General features: G+C 68.2%; 18 protein-coding genes. 3 read left to right on the plus strand and 15 right to left on the minus strand.

Annotated elements, in window-relative coordinates; genetic code table 11:
* Nucleotides 1-107: 107 nt before the first annotated feature.
* The 13 genes from ACLM5J_RS01300 to ACLM5J_RS01360 all read right to left on the minus strand — a co-directional run bounded on the left by ACLM5J_RS01300 (nucleotide 108) and on the right by ACLM5J_RS01360 (nucleotide 14,267).
* The gene (locus ACLM5J_RS01300; protein ID WP_413654197.1) at nucleotides 108-662 is read right to left on the minus strand and encodes a nuclear transport factor 2 family protein; all 555 of its coding nucleotides are present in this window, start codon (nucleotides 660-662) and stop codon (nucleotides 108-110) included.
* Complete coding sequence (locus ACLM5J_RS01305; protein WP_413654198.1) at nucleotides 659-1,633, minus strand: ABC transporter ATP-binding protein; 975 nt, start codon at nucleotides 1,631-1,633, stop codon at nucleotides 659-661. The genes ACLM5J_RS01300 and ACLM5J_RS01305 overlap by 4 nt, the downstream gene beginning before the upstream one ends.
* Nucleotides 1,630-2,640, minus strand: a complete 1,011-nt coding sequence (locus ACLM5J_RS01310; RefSeq protein ID WP_413654199.1) for an ABC transporter ATP-binding protein — start codon at nucleotides 2,638-2,640, stop codon at nucleotides 1,630-1,632. The genes ACLM5J_RS01305 and ACLM5J_RS01310 overlap by 4 nt, the downstream gene beginning before the upstream one ends.
* 38 nt (nucleotides 2,641-2,678) lie before the next feature.
* Nucleotides 2,679-3,560: an ABC transporter permease gene (locus tag ACLM5J_RS01315; RefSeq protein ID WP_413654200.1), complete on the minus strand. Its 882-nt coding sequence runs from the start codon at nucleotides 3,558-3,560 to the stop codon at nucleotides 2,679-2,681.
* A 2-nt stretch (nucleotides 3,561-3,562) separates the two neighbouring features.
* Nucleotides 3,563-4,513, minus strand: a complete 951-nt coding sequence (locus tag ACLM5J_RS01320) for an ABC transporter permease (RefSeq protein ID WP_413654201.1) — start codon at nucleotides 4,511-4,513, stop codon at nucleotides 3,563-3,565.
* A gap of 33 nt (nucleotides 4,514-4,546) precedes the next feature.
* Complete coding sequence (locus ACLM5J_RS01325; protein ID WP_413654202.1) at nucleotides 4,547-6,487, minus strand: FAD-dependent oxidoreductase; 1,941 nt, start codon at nucleotides 6,485-6,487, stop codon at nucleotides 4,547-4,549.
* A complete protein-coding gene (locus tag ACLM5J_RS01330; protein WP_413654203.1) occupies nucleotides 6,484-7,008 on the minus strand; it encodes a nitroreductase/quinone reductase family protein in 525 nt (174 codons plus the stop codon). Before ACLM5J_RS01330 ends, ACLM5J_RS01325 begins: the two co-directional genes overlap by 4 nt.
* Complete coding sequence (locus ACLM5J_RS01335) at nucleotides 7,005-8,465, minus strand: MmgE/PrpD family protein (RefSeq protein ID WP_413654204.1); 1,461 nt, start codon at nucleotides 8,463-8,465, stop codon at nucleotides 7,005-7,007. Before ACLM5J_RS01335 ends, ACLM5J_RS01330 begins: the two co-directional genes overlap by 4 nt.
* A gap of 12 nt (nucleotides 8,466-8,477) precedes the next feature.
* Nucleotides 8,478-9,674, minus strand: a complete 1,197-nt coding sequence (locus ACLM5J_RS01340) for a lipid-transfer protein (protein ID WP_413654205.1) — start codon at nucleotides 9,672-9,674, stop codon at nucleotides 8,478-8,480.
* Nucleotides 9,671-10,087, minus strand: a complete 417-nt coding sequence (locus ACLM5J_RS01345; protein ID WP_413654206.1) for a Zn-ribbon domain-containing OB-fold protein — start codon at nucleotides 10,085-10,087, stop codon at nucleotides 9,671-9,673. Before ACLM5J_RS01345 ends, ACLM5J_RS01340 begins: the two co-directional genes overlap by 4 nt.
* A complete protein-coding gene (locus ACLM5J_RS01350; protein WP_413654207.1) occupies nucleotides 10,084-11,784 on the minus strand; it encodes an AMP-binding protein in 1,701 nt (566 codons plus the stop codon). Before ACLM5J_RS01350 ends, ACLM5J_RS01345 begins: the two co-directional genes overlap by 4 nt.
* Entirely contained in the window at nucleotides 11,781-12,635 is an 855-nt protein-coding gene (locus ACLM5J_RS01355) for an SDR family NAD(P)-dependent oxidoreductase (RefSeq protein WP_413654208.1), read from the minus strand. Before ACLM5J_RS01355 ends, ACLM5J_RS01350 begins: the two co-directional genes overlap by 4 nt.
* Nucleotides 12,636-12,707: 72 nt before the next feature.
* Nucleotides 12,708-14,267, minus strand: coding sequence for an ABC transporter substrate-binding protein (locus ACLM5J_RS01360; RefSeq protein WP_413654209.1), 1,560 nt, complete (start codon nucleotides 14,265-14,267; stop codon nucleotides 12,708-12,710).
* A 117-nt stretch (nucleotides 14,268-14,384) separates the two neighbouring features.
* On the opposite strand from ACLM5J_RS01360, the gene ACLM5J_RS01365 reads away from it, so the two are divergent.
* Together ACLM5J_RS01365 and ACLM5J_RS01370 are read left to right on the plus strand one after the other, a co-directional pair.
* Nucleotides 14,385-15,260: an LLM class F420-dependent oxidoreductase gene (locus ACLM5J_RS01365; RefSeq protein ID WP_413654210.1), complete on the plus strand. Its 876-nt coding sequence runs from the start codon at nucleotides 14,385-14,387 to the stop codon at nucleotides 15,258-15,260.
* On the plus strand, nucleotides 15,257-15,712 hold the full coding sequence (locus ACLM5J_RS01370; protein ID WP_413654211.1) for a nuclear transport factor 2 family protein: 456 nt from the start codon (nucleotides 15,257-15,259) through the stop codon (nucleotides 15,710-15,712). The genes ACLM5J_RS01365 and ACLM5J_RS01370 overlap by 4 nt, the downstream gene beginning before the upstream one ends.
* A gap of 48 nt (nucleotides 15,713-15,760) precedes the next feature.
* Here ACLM5J_RS01370 and ACLM5J_RS01375 read toward each other — a convergent pair whose 3' ends face one another.
* Nucleotides 15,761-16,810, minus strand: coding sequence for an NAD(P)-dependent alcohol dehydrogenase (locus tag ACLM5J_RS01375; protein WP_413654212.1), 1,050 nt, complete (start codon nucleotides 16,808-16,810; stop codon nucleotides 15,761-15,763).
* A 143-nt stretch (nucleotides 16,811-16,953) separates the two neighbouring features.
* On the opposite strand from ACLM5J_RS01375, the gene ACLM5J_RS01380 reads away from it, so the two are divergent.
* On the plus strand, nucleotides 16,954-18,918 hold the full coding sequence (locus ACLM5J_RS01380) for a hypothetical protein (protein WP_413654213.1): 1,965 nt from the start codon (nucleotides 16,954-16,956) through the stop codon (nucleotides 18,916-18,918).
* Between the two features lie 124 nt (nucleotides 18,919-19,042).
* Here ACLM5J_RS01380 and ACLM5J_RS01385 read toward each other — a convergent pair whose 3' ends face one another.
* Complete coding sequence (locus ACLM5J_RS01385) at nucleotides 19,043-20,884, minus strand: sortase domain-bontaining protein (RefSeq protein ID WP_413654214.1); 1,842 nt, start codon at nucleotides 20,882-20,884, stop codon at nucleotides 19,043-19,045.
* Nucleotides 20,885-20,889 lie beyond the last annotated feature (5 nt).

Here is a 20,889-nt window from a genome sequence, read left to right on the forward strand (position 1 = left end):
CACTCTCATTTCATGCTGGTTCGGATCAGAACAGGGGTGCCGCGACCGGTGGTGCCCACGGATGTGAGCGCCACCGGTTGCGCAGCGATCGTAGTAGGTCGAAACCGCTACTCAGACGGTCCTGAGCGCCAGCGGCCCAGGAACCCATAGAGGGGATCGTCGAGCGACGGGATCTGGCTGACGCCGGCGCGCCGCCGCGGCGGGCGGTCGAGCGGTCGCATCTCGAGATCACCGAGCACCAGATGGGTCTCGACGAATTGCCATTCCTCCCCGCGGCGCTCAACCAGGTCGACGTAGCGGTAGGTGGAGCGCAGAACGACCCCCTCCTTGCCCTCCGGAACCAGAGGAGAGGGGTGGGCGAAGCTCTGCTCCGCCCACCCGTAGACCTCGGCGGCGACCCTGCCCGCTGCAACCCTTTCCAGCAGGATCTGGCCGAGGTAGTGCGCGGTGTGCACGATCCCCGGGCGCCGCCCGCGGACGAAATCGACGAACCCGTCGGCATCTCCTTGGTAACCGCCGTGGTCGATGACGCAGTCAGAGGCATACAGCGAGCGCAGCAGCACCCAGTCGCACCGGTCCACCGCGCGGGCATAACGAGCGAACAGATCCTCGATGGCAGCCCGGTCCTCCAACGCGAGCACCTCGGATGACGAGACGCTCATCCGACCGGCACTCCGTGCAGGTGGCAGGCAACCTCCGAGGTGGTGCCGATCCGCACCGGCAACGGAGCTACCTGTGCGCATTGTGGCATCGCCTCCGCGCAGCGGCCGTGGAAGTAACAGCCGCTCGGCGGCGCGCTCGGGTCCGGCGGCTCACCGCCCAGCCTGATCCGGTCGACCTGACCGTCCAGGCTGGTCGACGGCGCCGCGGAGAGCAGCGCCCGGGTGTAGGGATGCGCCGGGTTCGCGAAGACCTCGTCAGTACTTCCCTGCTCGACGATCGTGCCGAGGTACATCACCGCGATCTCATGTGCGAGGTGGGAGACCACCCCCAGATCGTGCGAGATGAAGAGATAGGACAGGCCCAGATCCGCCTGCAGATCCTTGAGCAGGTTGAGGATCTGGTTACGGGTGCTGACGTCGAGGGCGCTCACCGCCTCGTCCGCCACGACCACCTCCGGGCGAGTGGCCAACGCCCGAGCAATGGCGATCCGCTGCCGTTGGCCGCCGCTGAACTCGTGCGGACGCCGCCCCAGGAACCGGGCGGAGAGGCCCGCCAGCTCCAGCGACTCCTTCACCCGCGCGGCCCGCTCGACCGCGTTCATCTCAGTATGGACACGTAATGGCTCCGCCACGATCTCGTCGACAGTCATCGACGGGTCGAGTGATGAGTAGGGATCTTGGAAGACCATCTGGGCGTGCCTGCGCATGGAGCGCATCGCCCGCCGGTCCAATCCGGTGAGTTCGGTTCCCAGCAGGGAGACCGATCCCGCGCTGGGCTCCACCAGGCGCAGCAACGCACGCGCCGTCGTCGACTTGCCGGAGCCCGACTCCCCGACCAGGGCCAAGGTGCGGCCCTTGGCCAAGGAGAAGGAGACCCCGTTGACCGCGTGGATGACCTGCGGGCGACGCAGCGCCCGCTTCTTGTGGAAACGGACGACCAGGTCGCGCGCCTCCAGCACCGTCTCGCTCATGACCAACCTCGCAGTTCCAGCTCATGACGTCGCACGCACCTCGAGACATGCCCGGGTACGCCGACCTGTTCCAGGGCGACAGGTGCTCGTCGGCACTCCTCGGCGGTGTAGCGACATCTCTCGGCGAAGCGGCAACCCATCGGATACTCGGTCGCCGGACTGGCGTGTCCCGGGATCACGTTGAGCCGTCCGGCTTCGTCGGTCAGCTGCGGCATCGCCGCCAACAACCCTTCGCTGTACGGGTGTTCCGGTCGGCCGAGCACCTGGTCCCGGCTTCCCGCCTCCACCACCTGCGAGGAGTACATGACATGGATCCGGTTGGCCAGCTCACCGACCACGGCGAGGTCGTGGCTGACGAAAACCATCGCCATCCCCAGCTCTTCCTGGAGCCTGGCGAAGAGCTCGATGATCTGCGCCTGGATGGTTACGTCCAACGCGGTGGTCGGTTCGTCTGCCAGCAAGAGCTTCGGCGAGCAGGCCAACGCCATCGCGATCATCGCCCGCTGCGCCATCCCGCCAGAGAACTCATGGGGATAGGCATCGACCCGGAGGTCTGCTCGCGGGATACCGACCAGCTGCAACAGTTCGATCGCCCGACCCCGTGCTTGGGCACGCGAGACGTCCTCATGTCTCCGGATCACCGCCTGGATCTGGTGCCCGATGGTGAAAGCGGGGTTGAGGCTCGCTGACGGTTCCTGGAAGACCACCCCGATGTCGCGTCCGCGGACGGCGCGCATCTCCCGCTCCGAGAGTCCGGTCAGCTCCTGTCCGGCGAGGCTCACCGAGCCCGACACGATCCGCCCCGAAGCCGGCAGGAGCCGGGGAATCGCCATACAGGTAACGGTCTTCCCCGAACCGGACTCCCCCACCAAGCCGATCGTCTCGCCGGCTCCGACCTCGAACGAGACGTCGTCGACGACCCGGGCGAGCCCGGCGCCGGTACGGAACTCGACGGCCAGGTTCTCCACCTTGAGCACCGGCGTCGTGGCAGTGTCCTCACCTTTCATCTCATGCTCCTGAGCTGGTTCCCGCAGCGCTTCCCGCGTCATCCGCGTCGCACCTCCCGTCCGAATGAGTCACGTAGTCCGTCACCGAGAACATTGAGTGCCAACACGGTCACCGCGATCGCGAGACCGGGCCAGATCATCAACAACGGTTGGCGATCAAGGTCGCGCGAGGCTGAAGCGAGCATCGATCCCCAACTGGCCTCCGGGGGTTGGGCACCCAGACCCAGGAAGCTCAGGCTCGCCTCGCTGAGCATGGCGAAGCCGATCATCAAGGTCGCCTGCACGATCACCGGTGGCAACACGTTGGGCAGTACATGGGTCCGCAGGATCCGGCCCGTCGGTGTGCCGATGCTGCGCGAGGCTTCGAGGTAGGTCTCGTTGCGGATCGCGAGCGCAGCGCCACGGGTAACCCGGACCGTACGCGGGATGAAGATGATGCCGACGGCGATCATCGCGTTGGTGATGCTGGGACCGAGCGCTGCCACCACGCCGATCGCCAGCAGGATCGGCGGGAAGCCCATCATCGTGTCGGTCACGAACATCACCAGCCGGTCGGTGCGGCCCCCGGCGTAGCCGGCGAGGAGGCCGATCGGCACCCCCACCACAAGGCCGAGGCTGACCGCGATCGCACCCGCCATCAACGACAGCTGAGCGGCATGCAGCATCCGGGAAAGCACGTCCCGCCCCAACTGATCGGTCCCCAGAGGATGGGCCAAGGAAGGGTCGGCCATCACCAACTCCAGGTTCTGGGCCGTGGGCTCGGCGGGGCTCAACGGCCCGGCCAGGATCGCGGCAGCGACCAGGATCACCAGGTAGAAGAGCGCCACCATCGGCGCCTTCTGCTCGCGGAACCTGACCACGAAGCCGCGGCTGGCAGGTGTCTCCTGGGCTCGCCGTCGGCCGATACGCATCTGCTTCATTCTCAACTCCATTGGGTCCGCACCTTCGGATTGAGGGCGGCATACGACAGGTCGACCAGCAGGTTCATCAACACCGCGACCATCACTGCACCGAACATCACGCCCTGAACCACCGGCATGTCGCGGCCGAGGACGGCGCTGATCATCAAGGTGCCGATCCCGGGAAGGCCGAAGATCTGCTCGATCAGCACAGTTCCGCTGAGGATCCGGGTGAACTGGAGCCCGATCACGGTGAGCACCGGGACCGCTGCGTTCTTGGCGATGTACTTGCCGATCACCGCTCGAGGCAACATCCCCTGTGCCTTGGCAGTGGTGATGTACGGAAGGTCCTTGACCTCCAGTACCGCGCTACGGACCTGCCGGGTGGTCTCGGCGACGAAGGCAGCGCCCAGAGCCAACCCCGGCAGCACCAGGTGTCGGCCCCACTCCATGACACCTTCCTCGATCGGCACGTACTGCGCCGACGGGAACCAGCCCAAGGTCAACGAGAAGGCCAAGATCAGCAGCAGGCCCAGCCAGTAGTTGGGGGTGGCGATGCCGAGGGAGGCGAAGATCGTCAAGAAGCGATCCAGCAACCGTCCCTTGTGGAACGCGGCGATCGTGCCCAGCAGGACTCCGAAGACCGTGCCCAGAAGCAGCGCGACGAAGGCGAGCGACAAGGTGACCGGTAGCCGTTCGACCACCATCTCGGTGACCGGGCGGACCGACGACAACGAGGTACCGAAGTCACCCTGGACGACGCCACCCAGCCAGCTCAGATACTGCTGCAGGATCGACTGGTCGAGACCTAGGCGCTCTCGGACCAGAGCGATCTGCGCCTCGGTGGCATTGGGTCCGGCGATCTCGGCGGCCGGGTCGCCGGGAACTGCGAGGAGCAGCGCGAAGGTGGCGATCGAGACCAGGATCGCGACCGGCACCAGCATCAGCAGGCGCTTACAGGTGTACCAGAGCATCAGCTTCCCCTCGCTTCAGAGTTTCGTCATGCATCACGCCACCCCGTCCTTGGCGAACGACGCCGCGCCCGCCCGTCGGCCTTCGGCCAGCGCCGTCGCCAACCGACGCGGCGCGAGTACGTCGCCGACCGCGACCACCGGCACGCCCAGCCCGTCCCAGGCACCAGCCACGCCAGCGCTGCGCCGTCCGCTCTCGACCACCAGTGCCGCTCCCGGCACGATCCGTTCCTCGTCGGTGTCGTTGCGCACGACCACGACCCCCTCCGGATGGGGCAGCGCGCGGCTGTGCATCTCCACCCGGACTCCGCGGGCCTTGAAGCGACGCATCAGCGGTGGCAGTGCAGCTGCCTCGATGCCGGTCCCGAGCGCCGTAGCGGCGGTCACCACAGTGACCTCATGACCGGTATCGGCAAGCAGTTCCGCGGCGGCGAAGAGCGGCCAACCGTTTCCACCCGCGACGTCCTGGAGCACCACGTGCTTCGCATCGAGTGTGGCACCGCCGAGTACCTCCCAAGCGCTCAGCACGGCGTTGGTCGGTGGGACCGGGACCGCGCCCGTTGCCAGCACGATCATGGTCGGGTCGAGCGACCGGAGCATCGCCGTATCCGGTTCGACCCCGAGCCGCAGCTCGATCGACGAGGCTGCGAGCTGCTGCTGGTAGTACCGCAGTAGGCGTCCCAGTTCGCGCCGGCTCTTGGGAGCGCTGGCCCGGTTCAGCTGGCCGCCGATCTTCGACGACCGCTCGAGCAACGTCACCTGGTCGCCGTTCGCGGACGCCGTCAGCGCCGCCTCCAGACCTGCCGGACCGGCGCCGATCACCAGCACGCGACGCGCGGCACGCGGCTCGATCCTGACCAGCTCCCGTTCACGTCCGGCATCGGGATTCACCATGCAGACAAGGGCCCGACGCCCGCCGATCGAGTCACGACAGTCGTTGGCGTAGACACACGGTCGGATCTGCTCCGTGGCTCCTGAGGCGACCTTCGCGACCCACTGCGGGTCGACGATCAACGCCCGAGCGAGCCCGATCAGATCGGCATCCTCCTCGATCAGGATTCGCTCCGCGGTCTCGGGATCAGGGATCCGGCCCGTGACCAGGACCGGTACCGGCGCAACGGCCGCCCGGATCCGCCCCGCGAGCCGGACGTTCAAGCCTCGCTCGAAGGACATCTCCGGAACGATCCGGTCGTAGGAGGCCAGGCTTCCCGAGACCACGGAGAGATAGTCGACCTCGGGAGCCAGCAGTGCGGAGATCTCGACGCAGTCCTCGGGGTTCAGCCCACCGGGCTGGACCTCGTCCCCGGTAACCCGGACACCGATCACGAACTCGCTACCCAGCTCCGCCCGGATCGCCCGGATGATCTCCAGCACGATCCGGGTCCGGTTCTGCACCGTGCCGCCGTAATGGTCAGTGCGCTGGTTCGTCGCAGGTGAGAGGAATCCTTGCAGCAGATAACCGTGGGCGGCATGTACCTCGACCCCGTCGAACCCACCTGCAGCGCAGATCCGTGCGGTCTCGACGAAGCCCTCGACCACCTCGGCGATCTCCTCGACCGTCATCGCATGGCTGATCTCGATCGTGCCGCCGCGTTGGACCTCCGAGGGGTACCAGGCTGGCATCTGCGACTCGTGGCCATCAACCTGGCGACCGTTGTGAATGATCTGGCAGACGATCGCTGCCCCGGCCTCGTGGACGGCATCGGTGGTGGCCCGGTACGCCTCGGCGTTCTCCCGGGCGTACCCCCAGATCTTGCCGACCCGCGACAGGCTGCTCGGGTGCACGATCACGGGTTCGTGCACGATCAGGCCGACGCCACCCTCGGCGCGAGCCCGGTAGTAGGCGGTCAGCCGGTCCGACTCGACCCGGTCCGCGTAGTGCGTGCTGTGCGGAGCCATCACCACCCGGTTCCGGAGTTGGAGCGAGCCGACCTTGAAGGGCGAGAGCAGGAGCCCTCGCTCGGCTGTCGCCGTCACTTCACCGTCCCCTTTCCGTGTGCCTCGGGAGTGAGCACCACCAGCGGGATCTCACGCCCGAAGGTGCTCGCCCGCTCCTGGTAGCGCGCCACGTTGGGCTTGTTCGCACAGACGAAAGGAAAGAGCTCCGCGCGCTCCTGCCCGACCGCGACGTGCGCGACCGCGGAGATCTTCTTCCGCCCCACATGCAGCCAGACCTGGGGGTTGGCTTTGGCGTTGGCGACCCAGTGCGGATTCACCGGTCCGCCACCCTTGGAGGCCACGACGATGTAGCTCTCACCGCGGCGGACGTAGGGCAGCGCGACCTCACGGGGTTCGCCCGACTTCGCGCCACGCACCGTCATCAGCAACGTGGGCTGATACGGGTTCTGGCCGGCCAACGCGTACTGGAGAGAGACCGCGGAGAAGCCGGTGCGCTTGACCAGCCAACGGTCGAACGCCATCCCGCGCCGCCCGCGGACCACGATCATCCACGGGCGTCCGTACGAGGAGAACGCGACGTTCTCCTTACTGGGGCTCATCGCTCCCCCTCCACCAGCAGCAACGGGACGAGTTCCGCGGCGACGTCGTCGACCTGCTCGAGGTTCTCGAAGAGGTCGAGCACCGCGGCGCGACGCGGCGCGTCGAACCACTCGGCGCCGAACGAGGCGAACTTGCGGTCCAGGAACGCCCAGTCCGCACGGGTCTCTTCAGCCCACGGGTCGCCCATCGCGAAGTCCGACTCGAAGTCCCGAGTACCGGTCCGGGTCGTCACCGAGATCGAGCCGCGAGTACGGCGCACCTTCTCGTCGCTGTTCTGGATCGTGGCGCGCCACTCGGCCGCCAGGACCGGGTCCTCAGCCACCGTCACCCGGCTGGCCAGCTCCTGCAATCGCGGGTCCTGCACCGTCTCCGGGCGGTGCCAGACCGGACCGGGCGGCACGTCCAGCAGAGCTAGCGCAGTCAGCATCGGCATGTTGAACTGCATCGCGAACGGCGCGACATGGTCCGCCGGGATCTCGCGCAGTGGCTCGCGGAACTGCGAGATGCTGTAGGCCGCGGGCCCGAGTCGGATCTCGATACCGACGATGTCGTCCAGGTCGAGTTGCTGCTCAGCGTTCAAGGCCCGCACGGCGTCGATCGCGGCGTGGCTGTAGCGGCACGACGGATACGGCTTGACCGACGTCTCGGTGATCCACCACTTCTGGCCGAGGTCATGGGTGATCGCCGCGCGGTCTCCACCGCGGTACCCCTGCGCATCCAGGAATCCGGGCTGGAGGTCCAGCCCGTCCAGGTCACCTTCGTAGCCGCGGCCCGCCATCAGCGCGGCGGTGACGCCGGCATGCGCGATCTGACCGTTGGCGGCGTACTTCAGCGAGTTGAACCGCCGGCGCCGCGACATGTAGCCGTTCTTCGCGGTCGGTGCCAGCCAGGTGGCCAGGCCAAGCGCGTGGGCTCGCTGGTCAGCGCTGTGGCCTCGCAGGTGACCGATCGCGATCGCCGCTCCCAGCGCGGCGTAGCCGTGCGTGGAGAGCTGGGAGAACCGGAACGAGTCGCCGTCGTACTCCATCAGCGACGTACCCAGATTGAGCCGGGCGTTGACGTCGAAGCTGATCGCGGCGGCCTTCACCAGGTCGGCACCGTTGTTGTGGCCACGCTCTGCCTCGGCCAGTGCCGGCGCGAAGCTCATCGCAGCGAAGTGGGCACCGTTGAAGAAGGTCTCGTCGGCGTCCAGCAGGTTCATCAGGTCGGCGTTGGCGTAGGCGGCGCCCAAAAGGCCGACCCGGTCGCTGCTGCCCAGGACCAGCGACTCCGCTCCGCCTCCTGTCTCGCGGGCCAGGTCGCGTGCCATGTCGCCGCGGGCCAACCCGCCGGTGCACAGCCCGGAGATGATCGTGTCGCACAGGACCACCTTGGTGTAGTCGGCAACCTCGCTGGGCAGGTCACCCGCGCTGGCCTCGACGGTGAAGTCGGCCAAGGTACGGATCGCGCTCTCCATTACTTGCTCCTCTCAGTTCGTTCGTTCGTGGTCGACACCGAGCACCAGGCCGCTGGTCGGTACTCCGGCACCAGCCGTGACCAGGACGTGCTCGACGCCGGTGGGCTGGTTGACCGAGGTGCCTCGGACCAACCGGACGCCTTCGGCGATGCCGTTCATCCCGTGCAGATAGCCCTCCCCCAGTTGGCCTCCGTGGGTGTTGGTGGGGAGGCGGCCGGTCAACTCGAGATGTCCCTCGGCGATGAAGTCGCCGGCCTCCCCGGCACCGCAGAAGCCGTAGTCCTCCAACTGGGTCAGGACGTACGGGGTGAAGTGGTCGTAGAGCACCGCCGCGTCGATGGAGCCGGGCACCAGCCCGCTCTGCGCCCAGAGTCTGCGCGCAACACCGGCCACTTCCGGGAAGTGTGTGATGTCGTCGCGGTAGTAGCTGACCATCGTGTGCTGGTCGGGACCGATGCCCTGGCTGGCCGCGCGGATCACCGCCGGCTCCGTCTGGAGATCGCGAGCCCGCTCCACGCTGGTCACCACCAGCGCCTGTCCGCCATCGGTCTCCTGGCAGCAGTCCAGCAGTCGGAGCGGTTCGGCGATCCACCGAGAGTTCTGGTGGTCGGCCAACGTGATCGGCCGTTGGTAGAACCAGGCATGGGGGTTGGTGGCGGCGTGCTTGCGGGCCAGCACGGAGACCCGGCCGAACGCCTCGGGGTCGGTTCCATACCGGTTCAGGTACCGCTGCGCCACCATCGCCGTCTGTTGAGCGGGGGTGAGCAGGCCGTGCGGGTTGACCCAGGATCGGTACTCGTTCTCGGTGGTCACCGCGACCTTGTCCGGCGGCGGCCCCTGGCCGAAGCGTCTGCCGGAGCGCTCGTTGAACGCCCGGTAGACCAGGACTGTCTCCGCAACGCCGGTCGCTACCGCCATGGCCGCGTGCATGACGCTCGCGCATCCACCCCCACCGCCGAAGCCGACCCGGCTGAAGAAGGAGAGCTCCCCGATACCCAGTGCTCGGGCCAGTGCGTTCTCGGGGTTGGTCTCCATCGTGAAGGTCGCCATCCCGTCGACCGCGTCGGGCGAGAGGCCCGCATCCGCCAGCGCCGCAAGGCTCGCCTCGACGGCGAGCGCGAGCTCACTGCGTCCGGACGCCTTGGAGAACTCCGTCGCGCCGATCCCCGCGATCGCCACCGTGCCGTCGCCGAGCTGCGCCCCGCTCATCGGGGCCCCTCGGCGGCAACGAAGACCGGGAGCACGGTGCCGGCCTCGTCCGTGATCCAGTCGACCATGACCGGGAGGCCGATCCGGACCTCGTCGGGCGAGCCCTGAAAAGCTGCCACCAGCCGGGTGCCCTCCTCCAGGTCGACCAACACCACCGCAAGCGGATAGCTGAACGCCGGATGCTGGGGATAGTGAGAGATCACGAAGCTGTGGACCGTGCCGCGACCGCTCGCTGTCACGGTGTCCCAGTCCAGGCTGCGGCAGCTCGCACAGCTCGGCGCGGGTGGGTGCCGCAGCGTCCGGCAGCCCACACAGCGCTGGATCAACAACCGTTCGGCTGCTGCGGCGGACCACCAGAACTCGGTGTCCTCCAGGACGAAGGGTCGCGGCCGTACACCCGTCACCTGCTTCACAGGGTCGCCCCGATCAGGTGCTCGCGACCGTGTTCGGCGAACTCGGCACGCAACGCGGCGCGCCGCTCGTCGGTGAGCGAGGCGTAGCTGCCGTCAGCCTCAAGGATCCAGACCGGGTCCGGGCATCGCCAGCCGGCTCGCCGCAGATCCGCGCGGGCCACCTTGCCGTTGCCGGTAACCGGAAGCTCACGGCTGATCCGAACGAACCGCGGTCGCCACTTGGTGCCCATGTCCCGTTGCCCAGCAAGGAATTCCTGGAAGCCGACAGCCGAGAACGTCACCTCGTCGGCCAGCTCAAGGGTGGCCATCACCTGGTCCCCGGTACGCGCATCGGGAACGCCGTAGACGACGGCCTGGCGCACTTCCGGGTGGCGCTGCAGCACCCGCTCGATCGGTGCCGCCGCGATGTTCTCGCTGTCGACCCGCATCCAATCGGCGGTCCGGCCGGCGAAGTAGACGAAGCCTTCCTCATCGCGGTAGGCGAGGTCGCCGGTCCAGAAGTCCTCCCCGCGCACCCGCTCCGCGTAGGCCTCCTCGTTGCGGTAGTAGCCCTCGAATGCCTGGGCTCCGCCACGCACCACCATCTGGCCGATCGCCTCATCCGCGTTGAGCAGAACCCCATCGGCATCGAAGCGGGCCGCGGCGCAGACGCTCAAGGTCTCCTCATTGACGATCTCCATCGGGCGCTCCCCGACGGTGCGTCCGAGCGAGCCGGACGGCGTGTCCGGCGTCAGGTTGATCCGGAGTCCGCCCTCGCTGGCGCCGTAGCCCTCCATCACCTCGCAGCCGAACCGCTCGGCGAACCGCTCGATGTCAGCCGCCGAGGCTTCGGTCCCATACGCCAGACGCAGGGCGTTCTCGGCGTCGTCCGGCGACGACGGAGTGGCCAACACGTAGGCCAGCGCCCGGCCCACGTAGTTCCAGTAGGTGACGCCGTACCGCTTGATGTCCGGTAGGAAGCCGGAGGCCGAGAACTTCCGCGCCAGCACCACTGTGGCCCCCGAGCGGATCGCCGGCGCCAGGTTGGTCATCACCGCATTGCCGTGGAACAGCGGCATACACAGATAGGTCACCGTGTCGCGGTCGATCCGCATCCGCTCGGCCAGCGCGTGAGCAAGACCCCCGAGGCGCCCATGCGAACAGATCACGGCCTTCGGAGCTCCGGTCGAGCCCGAGCTGAACAGCAGCAGGTAGGGGTCGGCGAGCGAAACCGGGTTCGGCTGGTACCCGGCGACGTCGGCTGCTGCGACCCGCGCGGCGTAGTCCGCGGTGTCGATGTCGAGCACGCGCGCCGACTCGATGCCGTGGTCGACGTCAGCGACCAGCGCCGCGGTCGTGGTCTCGACCACGAGCAGATCGCAGTCGGTGTGCCGGATATCGGCTGCCAGGTCGGCACCGCGCCGGGTCGGGTTGACTCCCACCACGACACTGCCGCTCAACGCCGCCGCGCCCAGCCAGAAGACGTAGTCCGGCACGTTCTCCAAGAAGACCCCGAGATGGACAGCTCCGGGCCCGGTACGCAGCTCGTCGATCAGTCGGGCTCGGCGCACCGACTCGGTGACCACCTCCGCCCAACTCCAGCGCTCCGCGCCGAATCGGACTCCACCTTCAGCATCATCCCGGCGACTCCACAACAGCTCGGCGAGCGAGTCCCCGACACCAGGCACCGTGGTCAGCTCTTCGGTCCTCGCGCTCATCGCGGCGCCTCCACCAGCTCGGCGCGCAGGGCGCGATCGATGACGTCGTCCCCACAGACCGAACGGGCCAACTTCTCCAGGTCCGCGGCGCGGCGCAGGTGGTTCCCGCCTTCGACCGGTAGGACCGCGCCGGTCATCCAGGCCGACTCGGGACCAGCGAGGTAACGGACCGCTGCTGCGATGTCGGCGGCGGTGCCGACCCGGGCCAACGGCTTCTCGCGGAGCACCGCGGCGCGCTGCTCGGGGTCAGTGACCAGGATGCCGGGCTTCGCCGCCTTGGTCGGCACCAGGCCGGGGCGTACGGCGTTCACCCGGACGTCGTGGGCGCCAAGCTCGTCGGCAGCGACCCGGACCAGAGCTTCCAGACCGGACTTGGCGATCGAGTAGGAGCCCATGAAGGGGAAGGAGAACCCACCTGCGGTCGACGACGTGCAGATGATCGAACCGCCTCCGTTCGCCGCGAGGAGCGGGGCGCTGTGCCGGATCGCGTGTAGGGCGGTGACGACGTTGCGCTCGAAGTCCTGGACCAGGACCTCGGCGCTGAGCGCCATCAGCGGCGCCATCGTTCCGCCCCCGACGGTGCAGACGACGATCTTGAGGTTCTGGGCGTTGGCGACCTCGACCGCCTGCCCCACGTCAGTGGCGTTGGCGGCATCGCCGACGACGACCTGGATCTGGGCGTCCGGGTGCTGATCGCGGAGCTGCTGCTCCGTCTCCTCAAGCGCGGAACGGGTGCGGCCCATCAACGTCACCGCAGCGCCATCCGCGATCAAATGCGCCGCGATCGCGCCGCCGAAGCCGCCGGCCCCGCCGGTGATCAGTGCTCCCTGTCCGGTGAGCGAGTGTGCCAACGTTCAAGCCTTTCTCATCATGGGGTTGGTGCAGGACGGTGGGCGCTACCGAGCCAGCGCCCACCGGGTGAATCAGTCGACGCTGACGCCGCGGAACTCCGTGTACTGGCCGGTGGTGTAGAAGTCGAGGCCCTTCACGCGCTCATCGCTCACCACGGCCCACTGCTCGAAGAAGACGCCGGTGAAGAGCGCGTCGTCGATGACCTTCTTGACCAGCGCGTCGAAGTCCGCTCCCAGTTCGTCGTCGCTCTGGGGCTCGTCGAGCGCCGCGAGAAGCGCGGTGGTCTCCTCATCGGCGACCTTGCCTGCGTTGTAGTAACCGTCGGTGGCGAAGAGCTGCTTGGCCAGCACGATCGGCGACCCGGTGCCGTAGGGAAGCAGCGCGCAGTCGACCGACTTGTCGATCAGCAGAGCCGCGCTCTGGGACTCGACGAGCTTGATGTCCAGCTTGATCCCGGCTTCGGCGAGCTGTTCCTTGATCACCTCGAGATAGGCGGAGTAGGCACCGCCACTACCTGCGACAACGGCGCAGTCGAAGCTGATCCCGTTCTGGTGGCCGGCCTCGGCGAGCAGCTCACGCGAGCGCTTGACGTCGCGCTCGTACGGGGTCTTCCCGACCTCTTCGCTGAACCCGACGCTGGACTCGTTGAACGGCTGCTGGTTCTTCTCCGCCTGCCCCGCGAGCAGGGCGTCGATCATCGGCTGCGCGTCGAGCGCGTAGTTGATCGCGAGCCGCACGCGCTTGTCGTCGAACGGCTTGCTGGCCCGGTTGAAGTCGAGCATCCAGAAATTCACGCCGACCGCGGGGGCGACCTTACGCCCGTCACGCTCTGCGGCGTCCACGAACGAGGTGTGGCCGAAGGTTGCGTCGACCTCACCCGCCTTGAGCATGTCGAGACGGCGGAGCTGGTCGAGCTGGAAGGGCATCTCGATCGTCGACGGACCGACCGAGTCGGCGTCCCAGTAGCCGTCGTACGCCTCGAAGGTGGCACTGCCGTCGGCCGTCCATTTGGCGAGGCTGTACATCCCGGCACCGGCGGTGACCTGGTTGAGATCCTTCGTGAACGCGGCCGGGCTGATCATCGCGCCGGCCGCGTCGGCCAGCAGGTTCGGCAGCGCTGCCGACGGAGCCTTCAGCTTCAGGCTCACCGAGGTCGGCGAAGTGACCTCGACCGCCTTGACCACACTCAACGGCGCGGCCCACGGGCCGGTGCCGTCGTCGATGGTCTGGGCCCGCTCGATGTTCGCCTTGACCGCTTCGCCGTCGAAGGCGGTGCCGTCCTGGAAGGTGACCCCTTCGCGAAGGGTCAGGTCCAAGGTGGTCGCGTCGCTGAACTCCCAGGCGGTCGCCAGCTGCGGGATCAGGGCTCCGTTCGGGTCGACGCCGATGAGGCGGTCGTAGACCGCGAAGAGCATCAGGTTGGACGCTGCGCGGCCGTCACGGTGCGGGTCCCAGGTGCGGATCGGCGGCCCGTAGGACGCGAACCGCAGGGTGTCGTTCTCCGACGACGACGAACTCGCGCCACCGCAGGCGACCAACGAGCTTGAGAGCACCAGCGCACCCAGAACTCCGGCACCGAGCCGGGTCCACTTCGAGCGCCTGCTGCGCGGACGTAGCTGCTGAACAGCCATTTCTCCTCCTTCAGGGATCCGAATGCTAATCTATCAAGCACTTGCTTGATAAAGTAGGACACGTCACACCAGACCGTCAACGCCGACCTGAAAACGGACGGCGCAGAAGGAGCCCCCATGGAATACGCAGTCGTCGCTTCCTCGGCGTCAGGCCAGACCGCCGACCCCGCCTGGATGAGCGCGTACGCGCAGCACGCCGAGGCGTGTGGATTCGAGTCGTTGGTGCTGGTCGAGCACACGGTGATGGCCAGCGAGTACTCCAGCGAGTACCCGTATGCGCCGTCGGGGCGCGTGGAACTTCCCGCTGACATCGACATCCCGGACCCGCTGGAGATGCTCTCCTTCCTGGCCGGTCGGACCGAACGGCTCGGCCTGGCGACCGGGGTCCTGGTCCTCCCCAACCACCAGCCGGTGGTGCTCGCCAAGCGACTCGCCACCCTCGACCGGATCTCCGGCGGTCGGCTCCGGATCTGCGTCGGCATGGGCTGGCTACGCGAAGAGTTGGAGGCCTGCGACGTTCCCTTCACCGCCCGCGGACGCCGCGCCAACGAGCAGCTCGAAGTGCTCCGCAAGCTGTGGGCCGGTGGCCCCGACGGCGTCAGTCACCACGGTGAGTTCTTCAACTTCGACCACGCCGTCAGCTACCCGAAGCCGGTTCAGGCAGGCGGCGTCCCGCTGCACATCGGCGGCCACACCCCGGCCGCCGCACGCCGTGCCGGACGCTATGGCAACGGACTCCAGCCGCTCGGCCTGGCCGGCGAGGCGCTCGCCGACGTCGTCGCCCTGATGCGGCGCACCGCGGAGGAGAACGACCGCGATCCGGCCGCCCTCGAACTCTCGCTGGGGCACCTGGTCACCAAGATTAACGCCGACCGTGCCGCCTCCCTCGAAGCCCAGGGCGCGACCCGGATCGTGCTCGCCGCCAGCGACACCGACGACCTCGACCAGGCCAAGGACGAGCTCTCCGCCTGTGCCGAACGGCTCGGTCTGTGAGCCTGACGACGGACGACCGGCTGGCGCTGCACGACCTCGTCTCCCGGTACGCGGCATTGGTCGATGCGCGTGCCTTCGACAAGGTGAGCGAGCTCTTCTGTGCCGACGCCGTCCTCCGCACGCCCGCGCCGCCGTCGCAGCTGGGGCCGGTCAACGACCTGCACGGCCGCGACGCGATCACCGCCGAGCTGCGCAGTCTGGACGGTTTCTCCTCCACCGTCCACGGCACTCTCGGCGTCGTGCTCGACCCGGTCGACGGTGCCCCGGACCGGGCGATCGGCGTGATCACCGCCGTCGCGCACCACATCAGCCAGACCGACGACGGCCCACGTGATCTGTTCTGGCGGCTTCGCTACCGCGACCTCTATCGGCGCGACGGCGCAGGTTGGTTGATCGCTGAGCGCGCGATCACCATCGCCACGATCGAGACCCGCACGCTGAAACGGGCCTGAGCGACGTTGGGCCGGCTCAGCATCCCCGAGCCGGCCCGACGCGACGGCTCACTCGCCGTGTGGGGCGACCACCGCCCGAGCGCTCAACTCGCCTGCCTCCAACCTGCGGTAGGCCTCGAGCGCCTCGTCCATCGAGAAGATCTCAACCTCCGGAGCGATCTTGCCTTCCCGGTAGAGGGCGACCACCTCGTGCAGTTCCTCGATGGTTCCCCAGTACGTATTGGAGAGATCAGCCTCGTAGGGAACGCCGTAGAAGTTCCATTCGTAGACCCCACCGGCGATCCCGACCACGGTGACCCGTCCTTGCAACGCAACGCTGTCCATCGCCAGTTTGATGGTGGGCGCGACCCCGACGAAGTCGAAGACCGCATGGACGCCGCGGCCCCCGGTGAGCTCACGGATCGCCGCGGCCTGCTCCGGCCCGCCCGGCACTGTGACGGCGCCAGCCTCCTCGGCGCGGCGCATCGCGTCGGCCTTGTTGTCGGTGGCGATCACCGTCGCACCGGTCAACGCCCTGATGATCTGAACACCCAACTGGCCGAGGCCGCCGAGACCGATCACCAGCGCGAACCTGCCGCCACCGCTGAGCACCGGCAGCGACCGCTTGATCGCGTGGTACGGCGTCAGGCCTGCGTCGGAGAGCGGAGCGGCAGCCACTGGGTCGGCGTCTCCGAGCGGCACCAGGTTCCGGGCCGGGACCGCAAGGTACTCCGCCATCCCACCGTCGCGCCCCAACCCTGAGGCCAGGTACGGCATCGTCGCTGCGTTCTCGCAGTAGGTGTCCTGACCGCGCGAGCAGGCCGGGCAGCGGCCACAGCCGATCGGACCGTAGACCAGATGCGCCGAGCCGATCTCGATCCCGCTCACCCCGTCGCCGAGCTCCTCGACCCAACCGGAGTTCTCGTGGCCCAGGATGAACGACGGTTTGAGCTGCGCCGGGCCGAACTCCTCGGAGAAGTCGCGGAAGACGGCGACGTCGGAGTGGCAGGCGCCCGCCCCGGCCACCTTGAGCAACACCTCCCCGGGGCCCGGTCTCGGCTTCTCCACCTCCCGGAGAACCGGGTCGGACTGGTACTTCTCGAAGACCACCGCACGCATCGAACTCTCTCCTTTGACTAGTACTTGCTCGAACCGCAGAAGAAGCGTTGACCTGTTGCGCTTCCACTGAACCACGCACGAAAAAGCACCGCCAGCCGCTGCCAGAGGCCCCGGCGGAGCGTTCTGTCCCTATAGTCCGAGTCATGGATGCACGGCGAACCGGTTCCCGTTACCCGTCGAGAGGCACGCGACGCCTGCTCCACGCAGCCGGCGTGGCTGCGTTGCTCGCGCTGCTGGTCGCACCGGCGTCGGCAACTCCGGTCGTGACGGAAGGCGACGACCCCATCGGGGCGGAGGCCGCGCCCGCCTCGCCTGAGGCAGCGCTCGCCGAGAAGTTCGCCCCGGTGATGAGCCTGGTCGAACAGACCGAGGAGTGTGGCCCCGGCGAGCCCTATGTGCCGAGCGACGTCGACGTCATGTTCGACAACCCGTCGGTGGCGCTGCGGGGTCCGTGGACCCAACGGGACCTGGTGAAGGCGGCGCCCAGCCTTGAGGACGTCGCCCAGGGGCTGCCGGGCTACGCCCTCGACCTGCCGGGCGACCCTCTCGACCCGCAGTGCAGCTACGAGAAGTGGGCCAATGCCCAATGGGGCAAGGAACCGACGCCCACCATCTACGGCCGGGTCGCGTTCCAGGAAGGACACGAGGGCCGCCTCGCGCTGCAGTACTTCTTCTTCTACCCGTTCAACGACTACAACAACAAGCACGAGACCGACTGGGAGCGGATCCAGCTCGAGTTCGCCGCCGACTCCGCGGCCGAGGCACTGGACCAGACGCCGGTCCGCGTCGTCTACTCCCAGCACTATGGCGCCGAGTACGCCGACTGGGGCGAGGAGCCGGACGAGAAACTGGAGATCGTCGACGACACCCACCCGGTGGTATTCGTCTCGGCCGGTTCGCACGCCAACCAGTTCAGCAGCGGCGTCTTCATGGGCAACAACGCCGAGCTCGGCTTCGGTTGTGACAGCACCGCCGGGGCACAGCGGGAGCTGGAGCCGGTGGTCAAGACGATCCCGACCGACGAGGCCGCGGCTGCTGCTGCCTTCCCGTGGACGCAGTACCGCGGGCACTGGGGCGAGGTCGGCCCGCGCCGCTTCTACGAAGGCCCCACCGGCCCCAACCGCAAGCAGGCCTGGAACAGCCCGTTCAGCTGGGCGGACAAGGCCCGCGCCACCAGCTTCGAGGTCCCCGGATCCGGGCTCGTCGGTTCCCGCGTGACGGAGACCTACTGCTCGGCGGTGGGAACGGGCAGTGACCTCTTCCGCAGCTACGTCTCGTCGCCGATGACGGTGTTGATCGGTCTCGGTATCGCACTGCTGGCCATGCGCTGGCTGCTTGGCCGGACCGCGTGGGAGACCGCTCCCCTCCCACTGCGGCGGTGGCGCTCGGCGGGCCAGACCGCGAACGCCTCCTGGCAGCTCTTCCGCCGGCACATGGGACTCTTCCTCCGGATCTCCGGCCCGATGGCGGCGATCACCGTAGTGGCGGTGGCGATCCGTTCATTGGGGTTCGTCTCCGGGGTGCCCTGGTGGTGGCAGGGGCTGCTTGCCCTCGCCGCGCTCGGCTCGCTGCTGCCCGCGGCGACCGCCACCGTCCATGCGATCGAGGCGATCGCCGACGGCCGCTCGATCACCGCAGCCCAGGCCTACCGTGGCGCCTGGCGCCCGGCGCTGAGCGCCGCGTTGCCGATGGTGCTGGCCGGAGTCGTGATCGCCTTCTGCCTCGGTTCGCTGGTGCTGACCCCGATCGCGCTGCTCCTGCTCACCGGTTGGACGCTGCTGGTCCCGCTCGTCGTCCTGGACGGCGTCAACGGATTCCATGCCTGGTGGCGCAGCCTGGTGCTGGCCGGGCGTTCCTGGCGCACCATCCTCCCGGTGGCGGTGCTCGGCCTTCTACTGCTGACGACCACCGGGCTGGTCGTCGCGGCGGCACTCTTCCTGATCTACCCGGCACCCTTCGTGATCCTCAACGCCGTGCCCCTGCTGATCGTGGCGCTGTTGTGGCCGCTGGTGATGATCGCCTCGACCTACTGCCTGATCACCGCGCAGGAGGCTGAGCAGGCCCCGAGAGGAGGAGCCTCCCCGGTCCCAGCGACTCCGCACGCCTGACGCCGGCGATCCGCGCTCGACCTTCCTCCCCGGAGGGCGGGACGCCACCTGGAAGCAGAAACGTCGGGAGAAGCAACGGTCCCCCTGCAGCGAGACGCTGCAGGGGGACCGCATCAGAGCCTGATCAGCGCACTCGCTCCGCACTGACCACCACGTTCTTGCTGTAGTGGAAGCCGCCGCCCGGGGTGGTCACCCGGCCCGCGCAACTGATCAACGTCAGCCCGTGCACACCGGTCGTGGTGAAGAGCCGCTGCGGCAGCGTCTTCTTCCGGGAGAAGTACTCCACCTTGGTGACCCGGTAGCGCACCGTCTTGCCGCCGGTCTTGACGGTGACGATCTGCCCCTTCTTGACCTTGCCGAGCCGCGAGAACGCGCCCGGTCGATCGTGCCGGTCCGAGACGTGACCAGCGATCACCGTGGCGCCGATCAGGTCACCGATCCCCGCGGACTTGTCGAGCTGGCCCAGCGCCGCGACGTTGCTCGGAATCCGCATGACGTTCTTCGGCGCGGTCACGGTCGAGACCGAAGCGTTGACGCCGAGGCCCGGGATCGTGACCTTGACTGACCGGCTCCGCGCGGCATGGTCGCCGGCCGAGGTGTAGCCGGTGTCCACCCGCGGCGACTTGTACCCGGGCTTGCGGACCAACGACGTCTCGGACTTCAACCCGCAGGCGTGCGACGCCGCCTCGTTCTGGCTGTCCGAGGTCGTCCGCGCCACCCAGGTGTAGTAACCGGTCTCGGTGATCCGCACCTTCGGAGTGCGGATCATGCCGTTGCGGGGAGTGAAGCCCACCGTCTTGACTGCCGTCGCCGGACGACAGGCCATCGCAGCCCTGCTCGCGAACGGACCGTAGAGGGTCGCACTGCCGGTGGCTCCGTGGCCCGCGACGAACCCGCTGATCCTGACCGTGTCGAAGAGCCGCACCCCCGGTGCCGCGACCGCGGCGGAGGTCTGGGTGGTCAGCGTCGGCTTGGCCTTCGTGGGCACCGAGGTCGAGGACCACGTCACCGCAGCATCGTCGGTGGTCTCGGCGGTCGACGGGGCGATCAGGATCATCGACTGCGCGTGGCTGCCCGACGTCGGGGTGCCGCCGTTGGTGGTCGGCACCGAGAGCACCAGTCCGGAGCCGCTCGATCCCTCGGCCGCGATGGTGAGGGTCGCAGAGCCGGCTGCGGTCGAACCGCGCCGGTCGATGTAGATCTGCTGTCCGTCGACGACGGCGCTGGCGTCGATCGCGACACCGGCGGCGTCGACGAGAGCGACGCCCGGGCTGCTGGTCACCTGCGCGGTCGCCTGGTTGGTGTGCACGACGAACGGCCCGACCAGCGAGTCAGCGGACTGCGCCCCGGCAGGAGCGGTCAACGAGGCGGTCACCGCGAAGTCTGCAGGCGTCATGCCAGCACTGGCGTTGGCTCCGTTGACCAGGTACCAGTAGGCGGCCTCCGAGTCCGGGCTCTCCCAGCCCCAGGCCGCGTCGAAGTTCAGGTCGGTGTAGCGCCAAATGGCGTACTGGACGGCTTCCAGCGCGTCGTCGCGAGAGATCCCAGGAGCGCCGGCGGCAACACCGAACTCAGCAAGTCCCATCGCGGGGTAACTGTGTGCGAGGACCCAGAGCACCTTGCCCTGGATGGCAGGGTCGGTGAAGTAGTTGCTGCCGAGGTAGGTCGACATGTCTCCGACGACGCCGGCGGTGTTGGTCCGACGGGTCACCTGGTTCTCCAGGCAGAAGGCCCAGAAGTCGGCCTCGCCCGGGTTGGCAGGGTCGGCCGGCTGGGTCTCGTAGACCGGCACGGCACCGGTGCCGCCGTAGCCCACCTTGGTTCCGAGCCAGACGGAGTCACCGGCGTCGACGTCCGCCTGCGCGACGGTCGTCATGGAGGGCAGCAGCAGCGCTACTGCACAGGCGATGGCGGTGATCAACCACCGCCGGGCTGCGGACAGCCCCTGGTCTTCGATGTTCGGCACGAGCA

Source organism: Nocardioides sp. Bht2 (assembly GCF_047308515.1).
In the GTDB taxonomy this organism is placed as follows: domain Bacteria; phylum Actinomycetota; class Actinomycetes; order Propionibacteriales; family Nocardioidaceae; genus Nocardioides.